The organism is Kinneretia sp. DJ1R-11 (assembly GCF_025717595.1).
Taxonomy (GTDB): domain Bacteria; phylum Pseudomonadota; class Gammaproteobacteria; order Burkholderiales; family Burkholderiaceae_C; genus Paucibacter_A.
Genome location: NZ_JAJIRR010000001.1, coordinates 430,107 through 453,346 on the forward strand (window position 1 = coordinate 430,107; position 23,240 = coordinate 453,346).

General features: G+C 63.9%; 22 protein-coding genes. 13 read left to right on the top strand and 9 right to left on the bottom strand.

Going from position 1 to position 23,240, the window contains the following annotated elements:
- Nucleotides 1-105: 105 nt before the first annotated feature.
- Nucleotides 106-378 (top strand): VOC family protein, encoded by a 273-nt coding sequence (locus tag LNV23_RS01785; protein ID WP_263561373.1) that lies wholly within the window; start codon nucleotides 106-108, stop codon nucleotides 376-378.
- Between the two features lie 68 nt (nucleotides 379-446).
- Here LNV23_RS01785 and LNV23_RS01790 read toward each other — a convergent pair whose 3' ends face one another.
- The 6 genes from LNV23_RS01790 to LNV23_RS01815 all read right to left on the bottom strand — a co-directional run bounded on the left by LNV23_RS01790 (nucleotide 447) and on the right by LNV23_RS01815 (nucleotide 9,382).
- A complete protein-coding gene (locus LNV23_RS01790) occupies nucleotides 447-1,301 on the bottom strand; it encodes a formylglycine-generating enzyme family protein (RefSeq protein WP_263561374.1) in 855 nt (284 codons plus the stop codon).
- The gene (locus LNV23_RS01795; protein ID WP_263561375.1) at nucleotides 1,301-4,174 is read right to left on the bottom strand and encodes an SUMF1/EgtB/PvdO family nonheme iron enzyme; all 2,874 of its coding nucleotides are present in this window, start codon (nucleotides 4,172-4,174) and stop codon (nucleotides 1,301-1,303) included. Before LNV23_RS01795 ends, LNV23_RS01790 begins: the two co-directional genes overlap by 1 nt.
- A gap of 10 nt (nucleotides 4,175-4,184) precedes the next feature.
- On the bottom strand, nucleotides 4,185-5,282 hold the full coding sequence (locus tag LNV23_RS01800) for an AAA family ATPase (protein WP_263561376.1): 1,098 nt from the start codon (nucleotides 5,280-5,282) through the stop codon (nucleotides 4,185-4,187).
- Nucleotides 5,279-6,649 (bottom strand): toll/interleukin-1 receptor domain-containing protein, encoded by a 1,371-nt coding sequence (locus tag LNV23_RS01805; protein WP_263561377.1) that lies wholly within the window; start codon nucleotides 6,647-6,649, stop codon nucleotides 5,279-5,281. Before LNV23_RS01805 ends, LNV23_RS01800 begins: the two co-directional genes overlap by 4 nt.
- Nucleotides 6,646-7,914, bottom strand: coding sequence for an alpha/beta fold hydrolase (locus tag LNV23_RS01810; RefSeq protein ID WP_263561378.1), 1,269 nt, complete (start codon nucleotides 7,912-7,914; stop codon nucleotides 6,646-6,648). The genes LNV23_RS01805 and LNV23_RS01810 overlap by 4 nt, the downstream gene beginning before the upstream one ends.
- 271 nt (nucleotides 7,915-8,185) lie before the next feature.
- The gene (locus LNV23_RS01815) at nucleotides 8,186-9,382 is read right to left on the bottom strand and encodes an esterase-like activity of phytase family protein (protein ID WP_263561379.1); all 1,197 of its coding nucleotides are present in this window, start codon (nucleotides 9,380-9,382) and stop codon (nucleotides 8,186-8,188) included.
- A gap of 202 nt (nucleotides 9,383-9,584) precedes the next feature.
- Here LNV23_RS01815 and LNV23_RS01820 point away from each other — a divergent pair, with 202 nt between their 5' ends.
- From LNV23_RS01820 to LNV23_RS01830, 3 genes are all read left to right on the top strand, one after another.
- Nucleotides 9,585-9,980: a GntR family transcriptional regulator gene (locus tag LNV23_RS01820; protein ID WP_263561380.1), complete on the top strand. Its 396-nt coding sequence runs from the start codon at nucleotides 9,585-9,587 to the stop codon at nucleotides 9,978-9,980.
- A gap of 62 nt (nucleotides 9,981-10,042) precedes the next feature.
- Entirely contained in the window at nucleotides 10,043-10,915 is an 873-nt protein-coding gene (locus tag LNV23_RS01825) for an ABC transporter ATP-binding protein (RefSeq protein WP_263561381.1), read from the top strand.
- A gap of 25 nt (nucleotides 10,916-10,940) precedes the next feature.
- Nucleotides 10,941-11,846, top strand: coding sequence for a hypothetical protein (locus LNV23_RS01830; protein ID WP_263561382.1), 906 nt, complete (start codon nucleotides 10,941-10,943; stop codon nucleotides 11,844-11,846).
- A gap of 87 nt (nucleotides 11,847-11,933) precedes the next feature.
- On the opposite strand, the gene LNV23_RS01835 is transcribed toward LNV23_RS01830, so the two are convergent.
- Both LNV23_RS01835 and LNV23_RS01840 read right to left on the bottom strand, forming a co-directional pair.
- Complete coding sequence (locus LNV23_RS01835; protein ID WP_263561774.1) at nucleotides 11,934-12,824, bottom strand: acyl-ACP desaturase; 891 nt, start codon at nucleotides 12,822-12,824, stop codon at nucleotides 11,934-11,936.
- Nucleotides 12,825-12,937: 113 nt separating this feature from the next.
- Complete coding sequence (locus LNV23_RS01840; RefSeq protein ID WP_263561383.1) at nucleotides 12,938-13,957, bottom strand: MerR family transcriptional regulator; 1,020 nt, start codon at nucleotides 13,955-13,957, stop codon at nucleotides 12,938-12,940.
- A 114-nt stretch (nucleotides 13,958-14,071) separates the two neighbouring features.
- Between LNV23_RS01840 and LNV23_RS01845 the strand changes: the two genes are divergently transcribed.
- The 9 genes from LNV23_RS01845 (at nucleotide 14,072) to LNV23_RS01885 (ending at nucleotide 22,126) form a co-directional block, all read left to right on the top strand.
- Nucleotides 14,072-14,710 (top strand): glutathione peroxidase, encoded by a 639-nt coding sequence (locus LNV23_RS01845; RefSeq protein ID WP_263561384.1) that lies wholly within the window; start codon nucleotides 14,072-14,074, stop codon nucleotides 14,708-14,710.
- Nucleotides 14,711-15,167: 457 nt separating this feature from the next.
- Entirely contained in the window at nucleotides 15,168-16,460 is a 1,293-nt protein-coding gene (locus LNV23_RS01850; protein ID WP_263561775.1) for an NAD(P)/FAD-dependent oxidoreductase, read from the top strand.
- Nucleotides 16,457-17,248, top strand: a complete 792-nt coding sequence (locus LNV23_RS01855; RefSeq protein ID WP_263561385.1) for a DUF1365 domain-containing protein — start codon at nucleotides 16,457-16,459, stop codon at nucleotides 17,246-17,248. Before LNV23_RS01850 ends, LNV23_RS01855 begins: the two co-directional genes overlap by 4 nt.
- 17 nt (nucleotides 17,249-17,265) lie before the next feature.
- Complete coding sequence (locus LNV23_RS01860) at nucleotides 17,266-18,489, top strand: SAM-dependent methyltransferase (RefSeq protein ID WP_263561386.1); 1,224 nt, start codon at nucleotides 17,266-17,268, stop codon at nucleotides 18,487-18,489.
- A 4-nt stretch (nucleotides 18,490-18,493) separates the two neighbouring features.
- Complete coding sequence (locus tag LNV23_RS01865; protein ID WP_263561387.1) at nucleotides 18,494-19,072, top strand: chalcone isomerase family protein; 579 nt, start codon at nucleotides 18,494-18,496, stop codon at nucleotides 19,070-19,072.
- Nucleotides 19,050-20,339: an MFS transporter gene (locus LNV23_RS01870; protein WP_263516435.1), complete on the top strand. Its 1,290-nt coding sequence runs from the start codon at nucleotides 19,050-19,052 to the stop codon at nucleotides 20,337-20,339. The genes LNV23_RS01865 and LNV23_RS01870 overlap by 23 nt, the downstream gene beginning before the upstream one ends.
- Entirely contained in the window at nucleotides 20,336-20,890 is a 555-nt protein-coding gene (locus LNV23_RS01875; RefSeq protein WP_263561388.1) for a DUF3833 domain-containing protein, read from the top strand. The genes LNV23_RS01870 and LNV23_RS01875 overlap by 4 nt, the downstream gene beginning before the upstream one ends.
- A gap of 13 nt (nucleotides 20,891-20,903) precedes the next feature.
- Nucleotides 20,904-21,689 (top strand): SDR family NAD(P)-dependent oxidoreductase, encoded by a 786-nt coding sequence (locus tag LNV23_RS01880; RefSeq protein WP_263561389.1) that lies wholly within the window; start codon nucleotides 20,904-20,906, stop codon nucleotides 21,687-21,689.
- Nucleotides 21,686-22,126 (top strand): nuclear transport factor 2 family protein, encoded by a 441-nt coding sequence (locus LNV23_RS01885; protein ID WP_263561390.1) that lies wholly within the window; start codon nucleotides 21,686-21,688, stop codon nucleotides 22,124-22,126. Before LNV23_RS01880 ends, LNV23_RS01885 begins: the two co-directional genes overlap by 4 nt.
- Nucleotides 22,127-22,144: 18 nt before the next feature.
- On the opposite strand, the gene corA is transcribed toward LNV23_RS01885, so the two are convergent.
- On the bottom strand, nucleotides 22,145-23,119 hold the full coding sequence (gene corA / locus LNV23_RS01890) for a magnesium/cobalt transporter CorA (RefSeq protein WP_263516431.1): 975 nt from the start codon (nucleotides 23,117-23,119) through the stop codon (nucleotides 22,145-22,147).
- Between the last annotated feature and the right edge of the window lie 121 nt (nucleotides 23,120-23,240).

Below are 23,240 nucleotides of genomic sequence, written 5' to 3' on the forward strand. Positions count from 1 at the left end.
CTGACCGCGTCACTCGCCTTTCAATCAAGCCCGGGCTTCGAGCTGAACCCGCAGTTCAGCACCAAAAGCGGCGCCTGCTTGGTCTGGAGCGAAGCCATCCACACCATGCTGATCAGCCACGCCAAATGGCGCAGCTTCACCGAGCTGCACCTGCCACCCGGCGGCACTGCCGGCCACATGCTCAAGTGCTCACTCGCCAGCCACGAATCCGTGGACGCCATGAGCGAAGCCGCCCTCGTCCACGGCGGCCGGGCCGACGTCAACCCGGTGCAGGATTTGGGTTTCATGTCTACCCGCGATCTGACGGCCCCGGACGGCAACCTGCGGGGGGTTGGATGGATACGGAAAGGGCGTTTGGAGCTGTGGCCCCGCGAGTGAGTGAGTTGCGAAGGCTGGAGTGACAGCCAAAGCGATCACGGCCTGACCAATCTTGACGAAGTTGAGCGCTAGAGGCCCAGAGGCTCCACGCCTGGCTGGCTGGAAGACCTCAGGGCAAAACGGAAACCCAGATCGCGCCTGCGAACGCCCAAACGCGCCTTGCCGCGGTAGGCCGAACGCGAATGGGCGGGATGGTTGATCCACGAGCCGCCCCGCACCACGTGACTGGCTCCGCCCAGCTCAGCCTCCGGCTTGTCCAGACGAGGTTGCCAAAGGTCCGCGCACCACTCCAAGACATTGCTGTGCACATCAAACAGCCCCCAAGGGTTGGCCGGGTAGCGTTTAACTGGGGTAGTTCCGCCTTGCTCCCAACTAGCCATGACACTGTCAACCCTATCGCCCCACCAGTAGGCCGAGCGACTTCCGGCACGGGCCGCGTACTCCCATTGCCGCTCGGTGGGCAGGCCCAGGAGGTCTTCGCAAGCCCAGTCCGGCGTGGCGGCGAAGCGCAGGATGAAGCGCTCTATTTCATGCCATGACACTTGCTCTACAGGCAGTTGGTCGGCATTTGGCTGATCGCTGAAACGACTGGGCTTGTCGCCCATCACAGCCAGCCAAAATGCCTGGGTACACGGCGTATCGGCCAGCCAGAAACCCGCATCAAGCACGACGCGAAACGGTTCGCTTTCGTGCTCATTGGCCCAGCGTTGAACGTCTGCCTGCTCGATTGCATCACGCTCTTTCTGCGGTGCGCCCATCCAGAAACCCTCGGGCCCGCTGGGTTCGATCCAGCGCAGGCGCTGGGTCACACCCTTGACGGTCAGATCGGCCCACAGGCCAAACTGGTCATCGCCCCAGGCGCTGGCCCAGGGCGGGGGGAAATCGCCGACGGGGGCGCGCCAAGCTTGATCGGAGGGCCACATCACGAAAAACCCCTCGGTTTTGTCTGCTCGCTCAAAGGAGCGCTAGCCTTGCCCCTAACGCCCGCCTCCCCTTCATGCCGGTCTATGGGCACTTCTGGCAGGGAAGCTTCACGCCGTCGCTTGCCAGGAACAAGGGCAACACGAAAACCTTGAAAGTGTCCTCCAACATTCCGGAATCTCCAGTCACGACATGCCGACGTAGCTCTGTCAGGACCAAGGAACCAAGAGCCACCTCGAACAGCACGGAGATTGGCCTCAGTAGTGCCATCCGGGTCAAGAGAAGCGACAGGTTCATCGACTTGCCGTCCATCTGAACACCATTCCCAAACATTGCCGTGCATATCGTGCAGTCCCCATGGACTAGGTAAATAACGGTCCACTGCACTTGTACCTACTGGATCGCTTAACTGCTTCGTGCCATGAACATCAAAATTTGCCCTGTTCTCATCTGGCGCATCTCCCCACCAAAAGGTACTGCTAGTGCCGGCTCGGCTGGCGTATTCCCATTGCACTTCGCTGGGTAGCACGGCCTCCCAACCGTCGGGCAGAACGGAATTTAGCTGAGCCAGGAAAAGATGCACTTCGTCCCAGGATACGTTTTCCACCGGCAGCCGAAATGACTCTTGACCATGGATGAAGTGGCTAGGGTTCTCATCCATAAATTCCAGCCACAAATTTTGAGTGCAAGGCGTTTCAGCCAACCAGAATCCTTGGCCGATGGTGACCGAGTGTTGAGGGTGTTCGTCCTCTTCGCCTCCTTCCTCAGGCGAGCCCATTAGAAAGGTAGCTGGCGGCATGTACCGGAAGGCCAGGTCGCTTGCACCGGCCGAATTAGGCCTAAGAGCGACGTGGTCACACCAAAGCCTGGGTCCGAAACGATCCATATCCAGGCGGAAGTCCTGTGTCAAAGAATGCTGTAGAGCACCTTCATGCTGCGATGGATTCAGCCAATATTCGGCGCCGCATGGAAGGTGGATCAAAGCCCTAAGCCCCTGAGAAGTCTGAGCAAAACTGGCCGCCCAATGCGGCCGCTGGACACGCTGCACTTGGACCGATTGCCGCCCAAAGTCAAGTTCCAGGGTTTCGGCTTCAGGCCCCAGCGCATGACACACCATGCCGGCCTGCAAAGGCCCAATCCAACGCGAACGGCCGCTCTCCAGCAGCGACAGGCCGTGGGCGGGGGAGACGGGGCCCAAAAGCGGCGCGATGACCCGCGCTTGCACTGGCTCAGCACCCACGTCTGCGGCTTGCTGCAAGCGAATGCCAGCGGCATCGATCTGCAAAGACCAGAGCTGCTTTTCGCCATCAGTCTCGCCCATGTCCTGAGCGCGCTCGGGCAGCAGGATCCCGAGTTCTTCCCACTGCGGGATGTCCTCGCCGCGTTCCAGATTGTCCCGGTAGGCCCGGCTGGCGACTTGCCGGAACAAGCCTCTGTGGGCCGCCCGCAGCGAGGGCGGAGCCTTGTTCACCATGCGCGCAGCCTTGGCCGCCTCCAAGAGGCGAGCGGCGCCAGGACCCGCTGGCTCCATTTGTGTCGCCACCTGGTGCAAAAAGAGTTTGGCGGCCTGAACCTCGGCGGCCAAACTCTCTGCCATTTGAGGTGCCGCCTCGGCGATGCGTAGGGTAGTGAGGTGCAGGTCGGCATCAGACACGCCATGTTGGAAAATCTGCTGAAGTCGACGAGCATCCTCCAGCAAGGATCTTGGGAGACTCGTCAACAGATACCGCACGATTGCTGAGCCCATAGCCCCGTGGGTGGGCGTCAAGTAGCTGCCGCAGCGTTCCATTGCAGGACTGTTCCACACCGCCCATTCAACAGCCGCAGCCAACGGGCGGGCCGTTGCGAGCTGACACAGCGCCCTCAAAAGCAGGGAAGACACCTGGCCCAACATCAAGACCAACGCCTCAACGACATAAGCATCGGGAGGCGCCATATCAAACCACGTTCCTCGGCGAGCCTGGCCCAGCACGGCACGTGAGCTGGACCAACTACGCCCCACCATGCCCATGGGCAGCTCAGGCAGGGCCCGATTGGACAAGGGGCCGATCAAGTGCACCTGGTTCTGTGCACGCATCATGCGCTTGACCCAAGCCGCAAAGATGTCGGGAGTACCGAGGGCATCGAAGCGCTTTTCGATCTCACCGACCCGCCCATCGCCCAGCACCAGCCACTTCTGGCCCATGCTGGCCCGCCCCAAGGACCGTGGCCCCTGCAGCTCGGTCAAGGCGGGCCCGACGCGATGGACCACCAGGCCTGTCGCCCCCATGGCTCGCTTCAAAGACGCGAGCATGGCCTCGATGTCATGCCTGAAGGACGCCACGCTGGGCGACTCGCTGTCCACCAAAACATGAAGCTGCGCCGGCCAGCGCGGCGCCCGGCGCCGGGGCAGCTGAGCCAGCCATTCGCCCTGGGCCAATTGACGCACCAGCTGGGACCAATCCACCGAGCCCTGCCACGGCAGAACATGGCAGATGCTGGCCCGCAAGCGGGCGCGGGCGAGATGCGCAGATTCAGGCGCATCGACCCTGCGCTGCAAGGCCTGCGCCGCCTCGCGGCTGGGGCGCTGCAATTCAGGGACGGGGCTTGACGGCAAATCGAGACCCTCATCGTCCCCCGGGCCCTCGTCGTGGTGCAAAACCATGTCGCCATACCAGCCCGTGGGCATACGCAGTGGCAGGCGATGCGACGTTTGAGCTCTTGGAGGGAGCCCACCTCCATCAATGCCACCCTTGCCTTCAGGTTCAGCCTGCCTTTGCTGCCGCTGAAATGCGAGCGCGAGCTGCTCGACCTCGGGCAAAACCAAGGCCTGGCAATCTGCTGAGAGCTGCAAAGCCCAGAGCAAATCGGTGCGGGAAACTGCGCTGCGGGACATGAGCGAATGGCTAGGTCTGAGCTGTGGAAGCGCGCTGCTGGTCTTGCTCTCGGTGCTTCACCAGGGCAAAGGCGGACAGTTGATTCAACCAGGGCCAGGCCTTGCTGGGCACGCCGCCACTGAGGTTGTAGAGGGCGTAGAGCAAATCGATGTATTCCGCCAAACCCACGGAGGGGTAACCCGCCTGCTCGGCGGCCTGGCGATCGGCCCAGACCTGCTTGGCAGCGGCGACGAGCAAGGTGTCCCCTTGCTTGTCACCGGGCGCCGGGCGATTCAAGCGGGCCAACGGCGCATGCACCCGCGCCCGCTCGATCAACCAGGCGATGAATTCCTGCTCGTGCGATGGCGGCTTGATGTTGAGCACCGCACAGCGGCGCACAAAGGCTGCGGGCAGTTCCCGGTCTTCATTGGTGGTGATCAAGACCAAGGGGGCATGTTCGCTACAGCACAAGGCCTCATCCCGCCCCGGCACCTTGAAACTGCGCGAACCCAGCACGCCCAGCAGCGAGTTCGGCAGGTCAGAGTCGGCCTTGTCGATTTCATCGATCAAAACCACCGCGCGCGGCCAATGCGGGGAACGACCTGACAGGCTCTGAGCGTCTGTTTCAAAGGCTTGCATCAGGACGCCTTCTTGCACGTAGCGGCTTTCGGGAAGCTCTGCTTGCGTGAACTTCTGAATGCCGGCGGCATCCAGCGGGGCTTGATCTGGGCCCTTCAAGCGAGAGGCCAAAGCGCCGAGCATTTGCGCATCGGCCAAGCGGCGAACATGGTCGATCTTGAACAGCAGGTCGGTGGCTTCAAAACGGGGGTGAATGACTTCGGTGAGCAGAGGCACTTGGAGCGCCTGACTCAAGGCCTTGGCCAGCTGGCTTTTGCCGCAGCCCGCTTCGCCACGGATGAGCAAGGGCCGCCGGCTGGCCCAGGCCTGGGCAATGGCCAACACTTCGTTCTCAGACCAGAGGTGAGCGGCATCCAACTCGGGATCAGAGTGCTCGGCACTGATGTTTGACGGGCTGCGCAGGCTGGCCTGGCTTGGCTGGCGCAACTGCTTGGACAGCACATCAAATGGTGCAGGCAGATTCAAGGGCTTGGTCTTTTTGCTGCTCACTTGCGCACTCCTCCACGCTTGGCGGTTTTGTCCAACTGCAACACGACATCAGCCACGCCCTTGGATCCGTTTGCGGCTAGATAACTGGCCAGGAAGGGATGAAGCTCACTGACTTGCTCAATGCTGACATCCAGGAACACAGGCAACACACGCTTCTCTCCCAAGCTGGTTTGGCGGTTCAGCACAGCTTCCCACTCGGCATCCACCCAGCCTGGCTTGGTCAAGGACTTGGGGCTCACCACGAACACCACGTAACGAGAGCGGCGGAGGCCTTGCTCGATGCTTCCGATCAGGCTGTCTCCCACCATGAGTTGCTGTTTGTCATACCAGATGCGCCAACCCAGATCGGAAAGGCCTTCAGCAAGCGGATCGACAAAACCGGCTTTGTCCTCGGAGGCATGGCTGAGGAAAAAGTCGAACTCGAAGCTCTCAGTCTCGTAAGCAGCACTGGGCTGCTTGCGGGCCGAGGCGGGCCCGGTTACCTGTTTGAAAATTTGCTCCAGCTGATAGCTGATGTCCTCGGGCGTGAGCAGTGTTTCGGCGCGCGTCAGCGCTTTGTCACTCTTGCTTTCGTAGCCAACGACATGGGCTTTCAAACGCTGAGACACGGCCTCCAAGATGGCAGCCCACTGATCGTCAGGTAAGGCTTTGGGCCGCCGCACGCAAACCCCGCCGGCCACGGATTGGCGAATTGCGTCACCAAACTGAGCCCTGGCTGGCGCCAACAATCGATTCAAGTCTTCAGCCTCAATCGGGTCGTCCGGGTTGCGACGCGCGGCGCCTGCTTGGGCGGGGAGCTTGTCCACCAAAGCGCTCAAGATGGAATGGACCGCGTCGGTGCCATCCGAGAACTGAGGAAGATCCAGCCAATTCCCCTTCCAACCGTGTTCACTGCCTTGAAAACGCAGACCCAAGACGAGTTGAGAGTAGGCCATGCTCGCCAGCAAGGAACTGTCGATCGGCATGGCTGAATGCCCCAGACGCGCAGGACGAGCTTGCTCGAATGGCGCTGCATGGCGGCGCACGAAATCAGGCTGCAAGGTTCTCAAAAACGCAAAGCATGCGAGCTCATTGAGCCAGTGCCTCTCATCTTCTGAAACCGGCGGCACTTTGGCGACGGCCTCACGAAGTGCTTGGTACAGAACTTCAACGTCCGACGCATCAATCTCGGCAAAGCATGTCACGACGCGCCGAGGCAGCTGAAGCTCGTCATCCATATGCTCACGGACCAGGGCTTCAAGCCGCTTCACCAATGCATCACACCAAGGGCCTCGGAAAGGTGGCTGAAAGGTACCGGCGCTCAACAAGCGATTCTTGGCTCTGCTCAGGAGCTCCTGGCAGATATCCGGTTCGGTATTGCTCGTCATTGGTCCTCCAAGTCACGGTGGGCCGGGTCGATGGCGCACAGTTCGGAAATCAGGTGTTCGAGGTGCGTGGGCAGCCTCATACCGTTGTAGAAGTCCCGGGCCCAGCTCGGCAACACGCGATGGTCGGCCTCGTCAGCGATCAGGACCGGAATCAGGCGGCCGAATTGCAAGTTGCGTGCCTCAGATTCAGCCAATACCAAGCCGCTGTAGTGTGCAGCGCATTCTGTTGGGGCCTGGCTTGCCTCGATATAGCGTGGGCCGCAGAAAACAATGACGCTATGGGCTTGTGCCACTGCATCCTGCCTCCAATGGGACCACCCCTCTCGCGGCGCCATATGGCGGGTTCGGAAGTCAAGGTCAGAGAGCAAAGGGATACCCGCCTCACCCAAAGATGAATGAACGCGCTTCACGATGTCCTGAACGCCCGTGTCGTCCCAGTGATAGCTCAGAATCACATGCCCCGTCTTGCCGGCGGCTTGCCAAGCCTTGCTGCACAGCGCTTGGCACAAGGCCCGCAGTTGACGAACCCGGTCGTCGTTCTCATCCTTCACCTTGCACATGCTGACATGGTCTTCGCCGGCGAGATCCACGACCTGCACCAAGTCGCCCAAGGCAGGATCTGCACTGTCCTTGGGAACCACCATCTGGCCGAGATAGGGCTGGGTTTCCCTGAATGCCAGCACGCCGGTGCACGATTTGTCGGTGTTGAGCCAATAGCCGAAGGCTTTGTTGAGGTTCTCCAAATACGGAGAGCCTCGCCTCAGCTCATAGAGATGGGTTTGCTTGATATCGATAGATTCGCCGGCCCAATCCGCCAGCCGCTGTACAACATCTGCGCCCCAATGTGGCGTACCGAAGAACACGACTGATGCGCAGGCTGTGCGAAGAGGTTGCGCGTAGCGATCTGGGAAGCGCCCTTGAGCAATCATCTCCTTGGCAACAAGCCCACCCATGCTGTGCGCCACAAAGACCAACGGTCGTTCACCAATACCTTGTTGGCGCAGCGCAAACGCAATGCTGTTGGCGAGTTGCGGGAGGGTGAGTTTGTGTTCACCCGTCCAATCGGTCACGAGCGTGGGGTAGTCAACGGACCACACACTCAGCTTGGAATCCTGGGCGATCCACTCAGGCCAGAACTTGGAGCTGATCAGCCCAGTCGACCAGGTCTTCTTTGCATCGCCTTGCAGACCATGCAGAAAGATCACATCCAATCGCGTGGCCTGCGAGCTGCCTGGCCCTACTCGTTTGACTGCAACTTTCTTCATATCGCTGTCAAACGGATTCGAGAACTTGACGCGCCTCCTGTGTACGCCATTTCCATCGACACCCTCAAGAGTTTCGTTATGGCGACAGTCTAGCTGCCTGAGACTCGGGAAACTTCTACGGGCATTCTCGCGAGTGGCTGCGCAAGCTCGACCAAGGCAAGCGCAGCCGAGCCGATCCACAGGGCGATGGGTTAAAGCAGCCGGTCAAGGCGCAAGACCTGACCCCGTGTCACTGAGCCCGTTGCTTCTTGCAACGGGCCAGATCAAGACTTCAAACCGCGCCGCGATTCCGGCCTGGCACATGACGGCGGGCCACCACGCCGAGCAAGCCGGCCAGCATCAGCGCCCAGCTCTGGGGCTCGGGCACGGCGCTGACTTCAAAGGCCATGAACTGGGTGCTTTGGTTGGCGGCAAAGTTGTTGTCCACCGCCAGCACCAGGGTGCGATTGCCGTTGTCCAGGGTCTTGCCCCAGCTGATGGCCTCGACGTTGTCCAGGGTGATGCCTTGGTATTGAATCGCCATCTCCAAGAGCACTTCGCGGCTCATGGGCGAGATAGCACCGCTGGCACCATCCAAGCTGGCGATGCCGCTCACGTCGGTGGCGCCGGTGGTGTCGGTCAGCACCAGGCGAATGGTGTTGCCCACGCCCGAGGCGAAGGCGCGTTCCACGGCCAAGAAGCGGGTGTCTGACAGCGCCAGCAACTCGGGCAGGCCGTTGTCGGGGCCGAAGGGGGCGCCAGGGGCGGCATCCAAGGGAATGGGGGGCAGCTGGTAAGCGTATTGCGCGCCGGACTGGCCAGTGAGCGGGTTCAGCGCGGTGACGCGCACCGTGCTGCCGTTGTTGAGCGAGGTGATCTTGCCGTCTTGGATCAGGGCGTCTTCATTGGCGGTCCACACCGTGCCATTGGGGGCCACGGTGAGGGCCTCGAACAGCTTGTTGCTGCGGCCGCCCGTGGTGGCGTTGTCCACGTAATTGAACATGGCGGGCGTGCTGAACTCGCGCACAAAGCTGCCGTCGCTTGTCATCTCGCGCACAAAGGGCTGGAAACGAAGCTTGGGGTCGGCGTTCCAGTTGCCTTCGCTTGACCAATAAAGATTGCCATTGGGGGCCACGCGGATGCTCTCGGGGTCCACGGTGCGGGCGTTGGACGGGAAGGCGCTGCCATCGGGGCGCTTCATATAGATCTGGCTGTTGATGGTCACGGCCTTGAAGCCCGTGGCGTCGTAGTCCAGGTTCATTTGGTAGAAACGCGGCGTGCCGCGCTCGCCGCCACGGTCGTCCGAGATGGCGACGTAGCTGCCATCGGCCGCGCGATCCAGGCCCGAGATGCCACCGAACTCCACTCCCTGAAACTTCGTGCCCGTGGGCAAGGCGGTGCTGCCAATCAGGCGCAGTTGGAAGTCAGCCGCCTGGCAGCTGAACACGCTGCAAGCCAAGGCCAAGGGGAAGAGCGCGCGGTACTTCATGATGAGGAGGCTTTCTGTGGGCAGGAGGGATGCCACTCAGGCTATCGGCCGCCGATGAAGGTTTGGCCACGCCCCATGGGTCGAACAGATCAGGCAGGATCAAGGGTCGGGTCTCGCGGGAGGGCAGCGACTTGCCTTCCGCTTCATCCTCCCTTTTCTGCAGTCTGTCGCGCCCGGCTTGGGGCACCCCGGTGGCCTTGTTATGGTGTGCTACATCAGCAACACACCGGCTACGGCCTCCACCGATATGCAAACCTGGAACGACTCAGCTCCCATCTACCAGCAGTTGGCCGATCGCCTGGCCGTGCAACTGCTGGACGGTTCACCGCCCGAGGGCGAGGCCCTGCCTTCGGTGCGCCACTTGGCCAGCCAGTATGTGATCAACCCCCTGACGGTCACCCGCGCTCTGCAGGCCCTGGTCGACACCGACCTGATCGAGAGCCGGCGCGGCCTGGGCATGTTTGTGCGCAGCGGCGCCCGCGAACGCCTGCTGCAGGCCAAGCGCGAACAGTTCCTGCACACCGAATGGCCGCAGCTGCGCGACAAGCTGCGCCGCCTGGGCTTGAGCGCCCAAGATTTGAACTGGGAGGCGAAATGAACATGAACGCCACAATCGCCAGCCCCGCCCCTTCTTTGACCACTTTCACCTCCACGCCGACCATGAGCCACCTCATCGAAGCCCGCGACTTCAGCCTTCGCTATGGCCGCAAGACGGCCGTCGACAACATCAGTTTCAGCATTCCCAAGGGCCGCGTGGTCGGCTTGCTGGGCCACAACGGCGCCGGCAAGACCTCGCTGATGAAGGCCATGGTGGGCCTGATCGGCGGCACGGGCGAGCTGAAGGTGCTGGGCCTGGACCCGCGCAATCAGCGCGGCGAGCTGCTGGAGTCGCTGTCTTACATCCCGGATGTGGCGGTGCTGCCGCGCTGGGCGCGCGTGCATGAGCTGATCACGCTGATGAGCGGTCTGCAGCCCCGGTTCTCGGCCGAGCGCGCCCGCACTCTGCTCAAGCGCACCAGCGTGGGCACGCAGGACAAGGTCAAGAGCCTGTCCAAGGGCATGGTCACCCAGCTGCACCTGGCGCTGATCGCCGCCATCGACACGAAGCTGATGATCCTGGACGAGCCCACGCTCGGCCTGGACGTGATGTCACGCAAGAGCTTTTACGAGATGCTGATCGACGAGTGGTGCGACGGCGAGCGCAGCGTGATCATCTCGACCCACCAGGTCGAGGAGATCGAGACCCTGCTCAGCGACGTGATGATGCTGGACGAGGGCAAGCTGGTGCTCAACATCAGCCTGGAGGCCATGGACTCACGCTTCGTCGCCCTGTCGCACGACGCCTCGGCCGCGGACGCAGTGGCCTCAGCCCACCCGCTGCTGCGCTACCGCCAGCAAGGCCGACCGGCCGCGCTCTTCGACGGCGAACCGCCCGAGCATCTGCAGGCCCTGGGCCAGCGCTTCCGACCCAGCCTGGTCGATCTGTTCATGGCCCTGACCCGCAAGCCCGAGCTGCGTGCCCGTCAAGACTGAAAGCAAGCCCAAGGAAATCACCATCATGTCTACACATTTCCAAACTCGCTTCAAGACCCTGCTGCAACGCGAATGGATGCAGCACCACATGGGCTGGCTGATCGCCATGTTGATCCTGCCCGTGATCGCCTTGGTCGCCCTGCCATTTGGCGGCGTGCAGCTGGGCGAGGCCCGCGAATTGCCGGCCACCGAGCTGGCGGGCGCAGTGATCGGCCTGACCACGCTGGCGGTCTGGGGCATCACTCTGCTGATGACCGGCTTCTCGCTGCCCGGCCTAGCCCGGCGTGACCACCAGGACCGCTCGATCGAGTTCTGGCTGTCCCTGCCGGCCAGCCACAGCGAGAGCCTCGTCGCCACCTTGTTCATGCACACCTTGTTCGTGCTCGGCCTGGCCCTGTGCGTGGGCATGTTGTCGGGCCTGGTGATGGCCTTGGCCATCACGCTCAAGCTGGGCGGCTTCGGCATCTGGCTGCAGGTGTCCTGGTTCCAGCTGGTGTTGCCGGCCCTGGCCGTGCTGGCCCGCTTGGCTCTGGGCACGGTGCTGTTCACGCTGTGGATGGCGCCGATCTTCATGGTCTTCATGGTGGCCGCAGCCTGGCTCAAGCGCTGGGGCGTGCCGGCCGTCATCACGGCCGTGGTGGCCACCGGCATCACCCTGAAGCAGGTTTACGGCAACCCCATCGTCTGGACCCTGCTGGGCGAACAAGTGACGGGTGCCGGTTCGGCCTTCTTTGATTCCATGCACCTGATCGGCGACAAGAACCCCCCGGTGCAGATCGAACTGAAGGGCGTCGGCGACGTGCTGGGCTGGGCCGCTCGCGATGCCACAGAAGCTCTGGCGCAAATCGCCTCGCCCCACTTCATCGGTGGCCTGGTGGTGGCGGGGATCTGCTTCGCCCTGCTGGTCCTGCATCGCCGCAACTCTCACTGAGCCGGCTGCCGAAAGCTCGGCGCCCCAAGAAAAAGCCCGCCGATTGGCGGGCTTTTTTATGGCGGCCGTTCAGGCCAAGGTGGGGTCTCAGGTCGCAGCCGGGGCGCCGCCAAGACCGCCTGCGGCGGCGGCCGCAGAGGCGGCAGAAGCCACAGCGCCGGCCATCTCCTTCCGGTAGCGGTTCAGTTCCTGCACGCTGGCGAAGCTGCGTTCCATCAGCAAGCTCATGTTGTGAAGGATGCGCTCGACCACTTTGTTTTCCCAGACCGAATCAAACTGGATCTGCTTGTCCAGCCAGTGCTCCAGCCACTCGGGGTCGGGCAGGCGGCTCTGGATGGTGTCGCGCGGGAACAGCTGCACGTTCACATGAAGATTGGTGGGATGCAGGGCTTGGGCGGTGCGGCGCGCACTGGCCATCAGGACGCCGACCTTGGCAAAGGCGGCGCGTGCCTCATCGCCAAACTTGACCATGGCACGCTTCATATAGCGCAGATAGGCGCCGCCATGGCGGGCCTCGTCGCGGGCCAGGGTTTCGTAGATGGCACGGATGACCGGCTCGGTGTGCCACTCGGCGGCGCGGCGGTACCAGTGGTTGAGCCGGATCTCGCCGCAAAAATGCAGCATCAAGGTTTCCAGCGGCGGGGCCGGGTCGAAGTCGAAGCGCACCTCATGCAGCTCCGCTTCGGTGGGGACCATGTCCGGGCGGAAACGGCGCAGGTATTCCATCAGCACCAGGGAATGCTTCTGCTCCTCGAAGAACCAGACGCTCATGAAGGCCGAGAAGTCGCTGTCGTCTTTGTTGTCGCGCAGGAACATCTCGGTGGCCGGCAGCGCCGCCCACTCGGTGATGGCGTTCATCTTGATGGTGCGGGCTTGGTCATCGCTGAGCAGGCCGGGGTCGAAGGCATCCCAGGGGATGTCCTTGTCCATATTCCAGCGCACCGCTTCCAGCTGCTTGAAAAGTTCCGGGTAAAGCATCATCGATCCTCGTTTGCTCTGGCGAGCTTATGCACTGAGTATGACAAGCCATAGACCGTTTGGCAGGCATGGCCCGCAGCGGCCCCTGGTCTTCACGCGCTTGTCGCAGGGCTTCAGGCGTTTTCTGGCTTCGGCAGCTGATGCGTCCGGCGCCAATCGGCCACCGCTGGGGCCAGTTGTTCCAGCTCGGTCAGATGCTGCAGGCCCGCCAGAGGAGCGCGCTTTTGCAAGGCCGCCGCGCGGCCGCCCGCCCAGAGCGCAAGGCCCTCGGGCAACTCGGCGCGGAGCTCACGCAGCTGGCGCTGCACCTGACCGGCACTGAGCAGGCCGCTGAAGCTCAAGGCCAGCACATCGCTGCCATGGGCTCTGGCAGCCTTGACCAGCTCGCTGGCGGGCGTCTGCACACCCAGGGACAGGCATTGGCAACCCTCCAAGACCAGCAAGGCCTCGACCATGAGCAGGCCCAGGCCGTGCGGCTCGCCCGGCAAGGTGCTAAGCAGGACCCGCGGCCGCTCGCCCAGGGCCAGCGGCGGAATCGCCTGAATGGCCTGGCGCAGCACCTGCTGCAAGGACTCGCTGTAGCAATGTTCCTCGAACACCTCGAGCTCGCCGCGCATCCAGGCCTCGCCGATCATGACGGTCAGCGGCGCCGCGACTTCGCGCACAAAGGCGCCCAGACCCAGGCGCAACAGGCCCTGAGCCAGCTGGCGGCGCAGGTCCTGGACCTCATGGCGGCGCAACAAGCGCAAGAACTCCTGCAGATCGATGCCATGGGCGGCGGCAGCGCTGGCCTCGGCCGGCCCGCCGCGCGACTGGCCCAGCAGGTCCTGCAGGCTCGACTCACTGGCGGCCACGATCCGCCCGGGTCGGTGGCCCGCATCAAGCAAACGCTTGAGCAGACGCAGACGCTGCACCTGCTCGGGCGGGTAGACCCGTTCGCCCTGCGCGTCGCGCGAGGGCTGAGGAAACCCGTAGCGACGCTCCCAGATGCGCAAGGTATCTTTGCTGATGCCGGTGTCGCGCTCCACCGCGGCAATGCCGGGCCAAGCCGAAGGGGCCGGTGCCTGAGCAGCCGCGACCTCGTCGGGCACGGCGCCGGCATGCAAGTCGGCACTCGGCGGCGCCTCAACCACAGTGGGGCTCCAGGCTCATGCAATCACCGCGAACTTTGTATTGGACAAACATAGGACAAAAATCTCTAGATGGCCTAATATAGTGAAATAACAAAGTTTTGACTAGGACAAACTATGGACACTCGCTCCTGCAATCGCCCACAGCACCGCCCCGGCCTGCTCGGTGCCTGCGCCTTGGTCGGCACCCTCTCCGCCGCTCTGCTTGGAGCGCCCGCCCAAGCAGCGCCGGCCCCAGCCAGCCCGACCGCATCTGCCGCCGCCGCTTGTCCTGAGCTGCTGCAACGCGAATTCCCGCGCCTGCAAGACGAGAAGCCCCAGCCCCTGTGCCAGTACAGCGGCAAGGTCCTGCTGGTGGTGAACACGGCCAGCTTCTGCGGCTTCACCTCGCAGTACAAGGCACTGGAGACCCTGTCCACCCGTTACGCGGCACGCGGTCTGGTGGTGCTGGGCTTCCCTTCGAACGACTTCGGCGGCCAGGAACCCGGCAGCAACAAGGAAATCGCAGAGTTCTGCGAGAACACCTTCAATGTGAAGTTCCCGATGTTTTCGAAGTCAGTCGTCAAGGCCGGCCAGAGCGGACTGAACCCGCTCTACGCCGATCTGGGCAAGCGCACCGGACAGACGCCGAAGTGGAATTTCCACAAATATTTGATCGCGCGTGACGGCAGCGAGATCAAAAGCTTCGGCTCCATGAGCGACCCTTTGGGCAACTCCTTCACCCAGGAATTGGAACGCCTGCTGGCCAAACCCTGACGTTCAACTGACTGTTTGACTTTTCTGCATCACCGCCATGCCCCACTCTGTTGTCTCCAGCCTGCGCTCTGTCCCTTTTTCAAGCGACAGAAATTGGGCGTTTTTTAGCCAAACTACAGAGCTGCTGAGTCGTTTGTCCCAGGGCGGGCGGGGTGTTTGTAAAGCTTTGCAAACGGCGGTCTTGGCTTCCTCGCCTGCAAATACTTCGGTACGATGCAACCGATTCCAGTCGCAAGATCTCCCCTGTGTAGGGGCTGAAATCTCGGAGCCGTTTTCCTCCTCCTCCCTCCCTCCCTCGTTGGCTTCGAGGCATCTTGCGACTTCTTTTATTCCTGGGGCTTCCGGCGCAGCCGGAAGCCCTTTTCTTTTGCGTCAAGCTACGGGCTCGGCGGACGGTCACGCCGCTGACTTGCTGCCGTGGTTGCGTCAACTCGGCGCACCGCAATTCCCCGAAGCCCTGCCCCCGAACGCACGCCGCGTGGCCGTGGTCGGCTCCGGCATCGCCGGCCTCTCGGCCGCCTGGGCGCTGAGTTCGCAGGCCCGGGTCACGCTGTTCGAGGCCAATGACTACTTCGGCGGCCACACCCACACCGTCGATGTCGAGTTGCAAGGCCAGCGCCACGGGGTCGACACCGGCTTCCTGGTCTTCAACGAGCGCACCTACCCGCTGCTGATCCAACTCTTCGAGCAGCTGGGGGTGGCGGTGGCCGCCAGTGACATGTCCTTCTCGGTACAGGCGCCGGGCAGCGATCTCGAGTGGAGCGGCAGCAATCTCAACACCGTGTTTGCCCAGCGCCGCAATCTGCTGCGGCCGGACTTCTGGCGCATGCTCAGCGACCTGACCCGCTTCAATCGCCTGTGCACCGAGCTGGCCCGCAGCGGCCAGGAACGCGCACTGGCCCAGCCCATCGGCGAGTTCCTCGACGAGCAGCGATTCAGCGCGGCCTTCCGCGACTGGTACCTGCTGCCCATGGTCGCCTGCATCTGGTCCTGCCCGACCGCGCAGATGCTGAGCTTCCCGATCAGCACCTTGATCCGCTTCTGCCACAACCACGGCCTGTTGCAGGTGACGAACCGGCCGCAGTGGTTCACCGTGCGCGGCGGCGCACGCCGCTACGTCGACAAGCTGCTGCCCCGCATTGCCGACACGCGCCTGAACTGCCCCGTGCAAGTCGTCAGCCGCCAGGCCGACGGCAGCGTGCTGGTGCATTCCAAGGCCGGCAGCGAGCGCTTTGACGCGGTGGTGATGGCCAGCCACAGCGACCAATCGCTGCGCCTGCTGGATCAGCCCAGTGCGCTGGAACGCCAGGTGCTGGGTGCCATCGCCTACCACCGCAACCGCGCCGTGCTGCACACCGACGCCGGCCTGCTGCCGCAACGCCAGCGCGCCTGGGCGGCCTGGAACTACGAACACGGCGGCAGCCGCCCCGGCGCGGAGCAAAGTGCGGTCTGCCTGCACTACCTGCTCAACCGCCTGCAGCCTCTGCCTTGGCAACAGCCAGTGATCGTTTCGCTCAACCCGGTGCGCGAGCCCAAGGCCAGCCATGTGCTCGGTGAATTCGACTACGCCCATCCGGTGTTTGACCGCGCCGCCGTGGCCGCGCAAGGCCGCGTGGCGCAAATGCAAGGCGAAGGCCAGATCTGGTTCTGCGGCGCCTGGACGCGCTACGGCTTCCATGAAGACGGCCTGCTCTCCGGCCTGGGCGTGGCGCGGGCGCTGACGCAGCGCTGGGCGGAGCAGAAGGCATGAGCTCAAGGGCTGCTGGCACCCTGGCTTGGCCGCAGCAGGCCCTGATCGGCCGTGGCGTCGTGCGCCACAGCCGCTTGCGCCCCAGCCGCCATGCCTTCGCCTACCGCAGCTATTTCCTGATGCTGCCGATGCGTCAGCTGCGCGCTGCGCCCTGCCCGGCCCTGCACCGCAATGGCTTTGGCTGGCTCAGCTTCCACGACGCCGACCACGGCGAGGGTGGCCACGACGCCCTCGCCTGGCTGGACGAGCTGCTGGCGCGCGAAGGCGTGAACGATGCCGACGGCGAGGTCTGGCTGCACTGCATTCCGCGCGTGCTGGGCTACGCCTTCAAGCCGGTGAGCTTCTGGTATTGCCAGCGCCGCGACGGCAGCCTGGCCGCCATCGTCGTCGAGGTGAACAACACCTTCGGCGAGCGCCACTGCTATTTGCTGCAAGGCGAGGGCCTGGCCTATGGACGCGAGCTGCAAGCGCGCAAGGTCTTCCATGTCTCGCCGTTTTGCCGTGTCGCCGGCGGCTATCGCTTTCGCTTCATGCACAGCAGCCAAGGCGGCGCGCGCACGGTGGCCCGAATCGACCACGAGGACGAGACTGGGCCCTTGCTGCAGACCAGCGTCAGCGGCCGGCTGCAGCCGCTCAGCGAGGCCAGCGCCCGGGCCGCCTTCTTTGCCATGCCGGCACTGAGCCTGATGCTGGTCTGGCGCATCCACTGGCAAGCCCTGCGCCTGGCGCTCAAACGCGTGCCCTTCTTCGGCAAACCCGCCGCCCCTGAAACTCTGGTGACCCGTTGAAGGTTGCCTTGCTCACGATGAACTCAAGCACGCTCCCGCAAAGAATCACCTTGCCCAGCGACGCGCCAGCCACCGCGCGCACCGTGTTCCGCCTGCTCGGACATCTGCGCCAGGGCAGCCTCGATGTGCAGCTGCCCGACGGCAGCAGCGCCCACTTCGGCGGCAGCGAGGGGCCACGCGCGGCCCTTCGCATCCGCGACTGGGCCGTCTGCAGCGCAGCCCTCCGCTCCGGCGACATCGGCTTTGCCGAGAGCTTTGTGGCCGGCCACTGGAGCACGCCCGACCTGCGCGCCTTGCTCGAACTCTTCGTTCGCAACCGCGAAGCACTCGACGAAGTGATCTTCGGCTCTTGGTGGGGCGCCCTGCTGCACCGTGTGAAGCATCTGCTCAACCGCAACAGCCGCGCCGGCAGCCGCAAGAACATCCACGCGCACTACGACCTGGGCAATGCCTTCTACCGGCTCTGGCTGGACGAGAGCATGAATTACAGCAGCGCTTGGTTCGACAGCGACAAGCAGGGCAGTCTGGCCGAAGCACAAGCCGCCAAGATGCGGCGCGCGCTGGAGGAATGCCAGGTCGTCGCCGGCAGCCGCGTGCTGGAAATCGGCTGCGGCTGGGGCGCCGTGGCCGAGACCGCCGTGCGCGACTTCGGCGCCCATTTGACCGGTGTGACCCTGTCCAGCGAGCAGCTGGCTTGGGCGCAGGAACGCCTGGCCCGCGCCGGCCTCGCTGACGGCGCCGACCTGCGATTCCAGGACTACCGCGACATCAGCGACCCGGCCTTCGACGCCGTGGTGTCCATCGAGATGTTCGAGGCCGTGGGTCGTGAATACTGGGACGGCTACTTCCAGACCGTGGCCGCCAAGCTCAAGCCCGGTGGCCGCGCCTGCATCCAGACCATCACCATCCGCGACGATCTGTTCGAGCGTTATGCCCGCTCGAGCGATTTCATCCAGCAGTACATCTTCCCCGGCGGCATGCTGCCCAGCCCCAGCCAGTTCCGCGCCCATGCGGCCAAGGCCGGCCTGCGCGTGGTCAATGAACTGGCCTTCGGGCAGGACTACGCCCGCACCCTGCACCAGTGGCGCGAGGCCTTTTTGCGCCAGGAGGGCCCGGTGCGCGAGCTCGGTTTCGACACCCGCTTCATGCGACTCTGGGAGTTCTACCTGGCCTACTGCGAAGCGGCCTTTGCCGCCGACAACACCGATGTGATGCAGTTCACCCTGCAGCGCGAGGGCTGAGACCATGCAACGCCGCCACCTGCTTCTTGCGATGCCCGGGCTGCTGGTCCTGCCGGTCCAGGCGCAGCGCAAGCGTCCGGCCGAAGTGCCGGAGGCACTGCGCCTGCAAGCGGAGGCGCAGATGCGCTTTTTCGGCCTGCGCATCTACGACATCCGGCTTTGGGTGGCGGAGCACGTGAACGCGGAGAACTGGGCGCGCCAGACCCTGGCGCTGGAACTGGAGTACGCCCGCAGCCTGAGCGGGCGCGAGATCGCCAAACGCTCGCTGGTGGAGATGCGCCGCCAGGCCGAGATCAGCGAGGACACGGCACAGCGCTGGCTGGGCGAGATGGAAGCAGCCTTCCCCGACGTCAAAGCCGGCGACCGCATCAGCGGCCTGTTCGAGCCGGCGCGCGGCGTGCAGTTCTTCATCAACAGCCAGCCGCGCCGGCAAATCGCCGACAGCGAATTCGCGCGCCTGTTCAGCGGCATCTGGCTGGCACCGCAAAGCTCAGAGCCCGGCATGCGCGAGCAACTCCTGAAACGCTCGGCCGACAGCAGCCAGGCGCGTGGCGAAAACCGTGGCCCACGCAGCGAAGGCTGAAACCCTGAGCGCCGGCCTGGGCCGCGGCCGTGCGGCCGGCCTGCGTTACGGCGGCCTGGGTTTCCCGCTCGCCTTTGTCGCCCTGCCGCTCTACGTCAGCCTGCCGGCCCACTATGCCCAAAACTACGGCATGCCGCTGGCTTGGCTGGGCGCCCTGCTGCTGGCAGCACGCCTGCTCGATGCCTTGGTCGACCCCTGGATCGGCCGCCTCTGCGACCGCTGGCTGAACGAACACCCGCGCCGCGTGCTGCCACTGATGGCCGGGGCCGCAGCGGCCCTGGGCGGCGGTTTCTACGCCCTGTTCTTCCCGCCGCTGCGCGAGCCGCAGGGCTTGCTGCTGTGGTGCGGCGCTTTTCTGCTGGTCTGCTACGCGGGCTACAGCCTGCTCAGCGTCATGCACCAGACCTGGGGCGCGCGCCTGGGCGGCAGCCCGGCCCAGCAAACCCGGGTGGTGGCCTGGCGTGAAGGCCTGGCTCTCGCCGGCGTGATCGCCGCCAGCCTGCTGCCCGCCTGGATCGGCCTGGCCGGCACCGCAGGCGTGCTGGCGCTCTGCCTCGCCCTGAGCCTGCTCTTGCTGCGCATCGCACCCAGGGCCAGCCCAGGCGGCCGAGCGAGCCAGGCCCGCCCGGTGCAGGTCTGGGCCTACCGTGGCTTTCGTCGCCTGCTGGCGGTGTTCCTCCTCAACGGGGTCGCGGCAGCGATTCCGGCCACGCTGCTGCTGTTCTTTGTGCGTGACCGGCTGCAAACGCCGCAAGCCGAAGGCCTGTACTTGGCCTGCTACTTTCTGGCCGCGGCCTTGTCTCTGCCGCTCTGGCTGCGCCTGGTGGCGCGCTGGGGCCAGGCGCGCAGCTGGGGTCTGGGCATGGTGTTGGCCGTGGCGGCGTTCGCCTGGGCGGCGGCGCTAGGCGCAGGCGATCAGGCCGGCTTTGTGGCGGTCTGCCTGGCCAGCGGCGCCGCCCTGGGCGCGGACCTGGCCATTCCCGGCGCCATGCTGGCCGGAGTGATCCAGCGCGCCGGTTTGCATGCACGCGCTGAGGGCAGCTTTTTCGGTTGGTGGAACGCCGCCAACAAGCTCAACCTGGCCCTCGCCGCTGGCCTGGCTCTGCCGCTGCTGCAAGTGCTGGGCTACACGCCCGGCGCCCGCGACGCCCAGGCACTCAACGCCTTGACTCTGTCTTACTGCCTGCTGCCCTGCCTGCTCAAGCTGGCCGCTGCGGCACTGCTTTACCGCAACTGGATACGCCCGCAAGGGGAGGACATGCCATGAACACGACCCAATCCCGTCGCCGACTGCTGCTGGCCGGCGCCGCCACTGGCACGCTGAGCTTGCTCGCTGGCTGCGCCTCGGCGCCGCAACCCGAGGACTATGCGAAAGAGACACCAACCCTGGACCTGCGCCGTTACTTCAACGGCCCCCTGATCGCTCACGGCATTTTCACCGATCGCGCCGGCAAGGTGCAGCGCCGATTCATCGTCAAGCTGGTAGGCCGATGGGAAGGCGACACCGGCGTGCTGGAGGAAGACTTCGAATACAGCGACGGCAAGCGCGAGCGCCGGGTCTGGACCCTGAAGGATCTGGGCCAGGGTCGCTACACCGGCACTGCAGCCGATGTGCTGGGGCAGGCCCAAGGCCAGGCAGCCGGCAATGCGCTGCGCTGGGCTTACACGCTCAAGCTGCCGGTCGACGGCACGGTCTACGAGGTGCAGTTCGACGACTGGATGTACCTGGTGGACGAGCGCACCTTGCTCAACAAGGCGAAGATGAGCAAGTTCGGCTTCGCCCTGGGCGAGGTGACCTTGTCCTTCCAGAAACTCTGAGCACCGGCCTGCGATGTCACTGAACCCCAAGATCCAGGACTGGCACGGCCTCACGGTCTGGCTGGTCGGCGCGTCCAGCGGCATCGGCCGGGCGGTGGCGGCCTCACTCCACGCCGCCGGAGCGCGCGTGATCGTCTCGGCCCGGCAGGCCGATCTGCTCAATGACTTCGCTGCGCAACATCCAGGCGCGCAGCCCCTGCCGCTCGACGTGATGGATGCGCAAGCGCTGCAGCAGGCGGTGCGTCAGATCGTGCGCAACCACGGTCGCATCGACCTCTGCCTCTATTGCGCCGGCTACTACCAGCCCATGCGCGCCCAGCAGTTCTCGCTGGACGAAGCGATGCGTCACCTGGACATCAATTACGTCGGCGCGCTCAAGCTGCTGCAAGCGCTGCTGCCCCAGATGCTGCTGCAGGCTCACCAAGGGCAGCCCGGCCATATCAGCCTGGTGTCCAGCGTGGCGGGCTACCGCGGCCTGCCCAAGTCCCTGGCCTACGGCCCCTCCAAGGCGGCGCTGAGCCATCTGGCCGAGGCTCTCTATCTGGACCTGTCGCCGGAGAAGATCGGTGTCTCGGTCATCAACCCAGGTTTTGTCGCCACACCGCTGACGGCTCAGAACGACTTCGCCATGCCGGCCCTGATCACGGCCGAACAGGCCGCACAGGAAATCCTCAAAGGCTGGGCGCGCGGCGAGTTCGAGATTCATTTCCCCAAGCGCTTCACCCTCTGGTTGAAGCTCTTGCGCCATCTGGGCCACGGCCTTTACTTTCGCGCCGTTCGACGCGCGACCGGACTATGAGCATCAGGCATTCCGACCCGCGCGTGCAGGCGGTGATCGACTTCTTCGAACAGCTGCAGCCGGCCGATGTGGTCGGCCTCGGTCGGCTTTACACCGAGCAGGCCTTCTTCAAGGACCCCTTCAACGAGGTCCGCAGCCTGGCCGGCGTGCAACAGGTGTTCGCCCATATGTTCGAAACCCTGGAGCAACCGCGCTTCCTGGTTCTAGACGCACTGGCTCAGGGCGACCAGTGCTTTCTGAGCTGGGACTTTGTCTTCCAGAGGCAGGCGCAGAAAGAACCCATGCGCATCCATGGCAGCAGCCATCTGCGCTTCGCCGTCGACGGCCGTGTCGCCTACCACCGCGATTACTGGGACACAGCGGAGGAGCTGTATGAAAAGTTGCCCTTGCTGGGCGCCCTGATGCGCTGGATCAAGCGGCGCCTGCGCGCCAGTTGATCAGCAACAGCGCCAGGATCAACGCAACCAGCCCTTGCGGCGGAAGTAGATGAAGGGCGCCGCCACCGAAGCCAGCATCAGGCCAAGGGCGAAGGGATAGCCGAACTGCCAGTCGAGCTCGGGCATGAACTTGAAGTTCATGCCGTAGACGCTGGCGATCAGGGTCGGAGGCAGCAAGGCCACGCTGGCCACCGAGAAGATCTTGATGATCTTGTTCTGGTTGATGTTGATGAAACCGACCGTGGCGTCCATCAAGAAATTGACCTTGTCGAACAAGAAGGCGGTGTGCGAATCGAGCGAATCGATGTCACGCAGAATCTGACGCGATTCCTCGAACTGCTCGGCGCTGAGCATGCGGCTGCGCATCATGAAGCTGAGCGCGCGCCGCGTGTCCATGACGTTACGGCGGATGCGGCCGTTCAAGTCTTCCTCGCGGGCGATCGCGGCCAGCACTTCGCCGGCCTCGGTGTCGTTGACGTCCTTTTTCAGGACCCGCGCACTGACCTTCTCGAGGTTGTCGTAGATACCTTCCAGCACATCGGCGGAGTACTCGGCATCGGCGTCGTAGAGCTTGAGCAGCACATCCTTGGCATCCTCGATCAAGGCCGGAATGCGTCGTGCGCGCAGGCGCAGCAGGCGGAAGACGGGCAGGTCCTCGTTGTGGATTGAGAACAGCACATTGTTGTAAAGGATGAAGGCCACCCGCACATTGCGCGGCGCCTCATCGTCGTCGATCAAGAAGTCCGAGCGAATATGCAACTCGCCGTTGTCTTCCTCGTAGAAGCGGGCCGACTCTTCCAGATCTTCATCAACGATGTCTTCCGGAATCACCAGGCCGAAGCGGTCACGAATCCAGCCCTTTTCGACCGCGGTGGGATCTTCCAGATCCACCCACACCGGCCGCGACAGGGCCAGGTCTTCGGCGGATTCGATTTCTTCCTGAAACAGGCCGCCCTTCAGGCGCCCGTTGTCCAGCGTGAACACATTCAGCATGCAAAAAACCTCCAGCGCTCGTGCGCCGTCTCTTGTTCTTTTTTCAGACAGGACGGGCACTGAGGCCGTCCGGGTGTGGGCGTTTGGGGACCCGTCTCACTCCGGACAAGCGGCGCGAACC

Coding starts and splice junctions, on each gene's coding strand:
- LNV23_RS01865 (WP_263561387.1), top strand. CDS start 18,494: ATGCAACGCCGCCACCTGCTTCTTGCGATGCCCGGGCTGCTGGTCCTG.
- LNV23_RS01830 (WP_263561382.1), top strand. CDS start 10,941: ATGTCTACACATTTCCAAACTCGCTTCAAGACCCTGCTGCAACGCGAA.
- LNV23_RS01825 (WP_263561381.1), top strand. CDS start 10,043: ATGAGCCACCTCATCGAAGCCCGCGACTTCAGCCTTCGCTATGGCCGC.
- LNV23_RS01855 (WP_263561385.1), top strand. CDS start 16,457: ATGAGCTCAAGGGCTGCTGGCACCCTGGCTTGGCCGCAGCAGGCCCTG.
- LNV23_RS01880 (WP_263561389.1), top strand. CDS start 20,904: ATGTCACTGAACCCCAAGATCCAGGACTGGCACGGCCTCACGGTCTGG.
- corA (WP_263516431.1), bottom strand. CDS start 23,119: ATGCTGAATGTGTTCACGCTGGACAACGGGCGCCTGAAGGGCGGCCTG.
- LNV23_RS01805 (WP_263561377.1), bottom strand. CDS start 6,649: ATGACGAGCAATACCGAACCGGATATCTGCCAGGAGCTCCTGAGCAGA.
- LNV23_RS01815 (WP_263561379.1), bottom strand. CDS start 9,382: ATGAAGTACCGCGCGCTCTTCCCCTTGGCCTTGGCTTGCAGCGTGTTC.
- LNV23_RS01790 (WP_263561374.1), bottom strand. CDS start 1,301: ATGTGGCCCTCCGATCAAGCTTGGCGCGCCCCCGTCGGCGATTTCCCC.
- LNV23_RS01875 (WP_263561388.1), top strand. CDS start 20,336: ATGAACACGACCCAATCCCGTCGCCGACTGCTGCTGGCCGGCGCCGCC.
- LNV23_RS01885 (WP_263561390.1), top strand. CDS start 21,686: ATGAGCATCAGGCATTCCGACCCGCGCGTGCAGGCGGTGATCGACTTC.
- LNV23_RS01785 (WP_263561373.1), top strand. CDS start 106: ATGCTGATCAGCCACGCCAAATGGCGCAGCTTCACCGAGCTGCACCTG.
- LNV23_RS01820 (WP_263561380.1), top strand. CDS start 9,585: ATGGTGTGCTACATCAGCAACACACCGGCTACGGCCTCCACCGATATG.
- LNV23_RS01795 (WP_263561375.1), bottom strand. CDS start 4,174: ATGTCCCGCAGCGCAGTTTCCCGCACCGATTTGCTCTGGGCTTTGCAG.
- LNV23_RS01845 (WP_263561384.1), top strand. CDS start 14,072: ATGGACACTCGCTCCTGCAATCGCCCACAGCACCGCCCCGGCCTGCTC.
- LNV23_RS01860 (WP_263561386.1), top strand. CDS start 17,266: ATGAACTCAAGCACGCTCCCGCAAAGAATCACCTTGCCCAGCGACGCG.
- LNV23_RS01810 (WP_263561378.1), bottom strand. CDS start 7,914: ATGAAGAAAGTTGCAGTCAAACGAGTAGGGCCAGGCAGCTCGCAGGCC.
- LNV23_RS01835 (WP_263561774.1), bottom strand. CDS start 12,824: ATGCTTTACCCGGAACTTTTCAAGCAGCTGGAAGCGGTGCGCTGGAAT.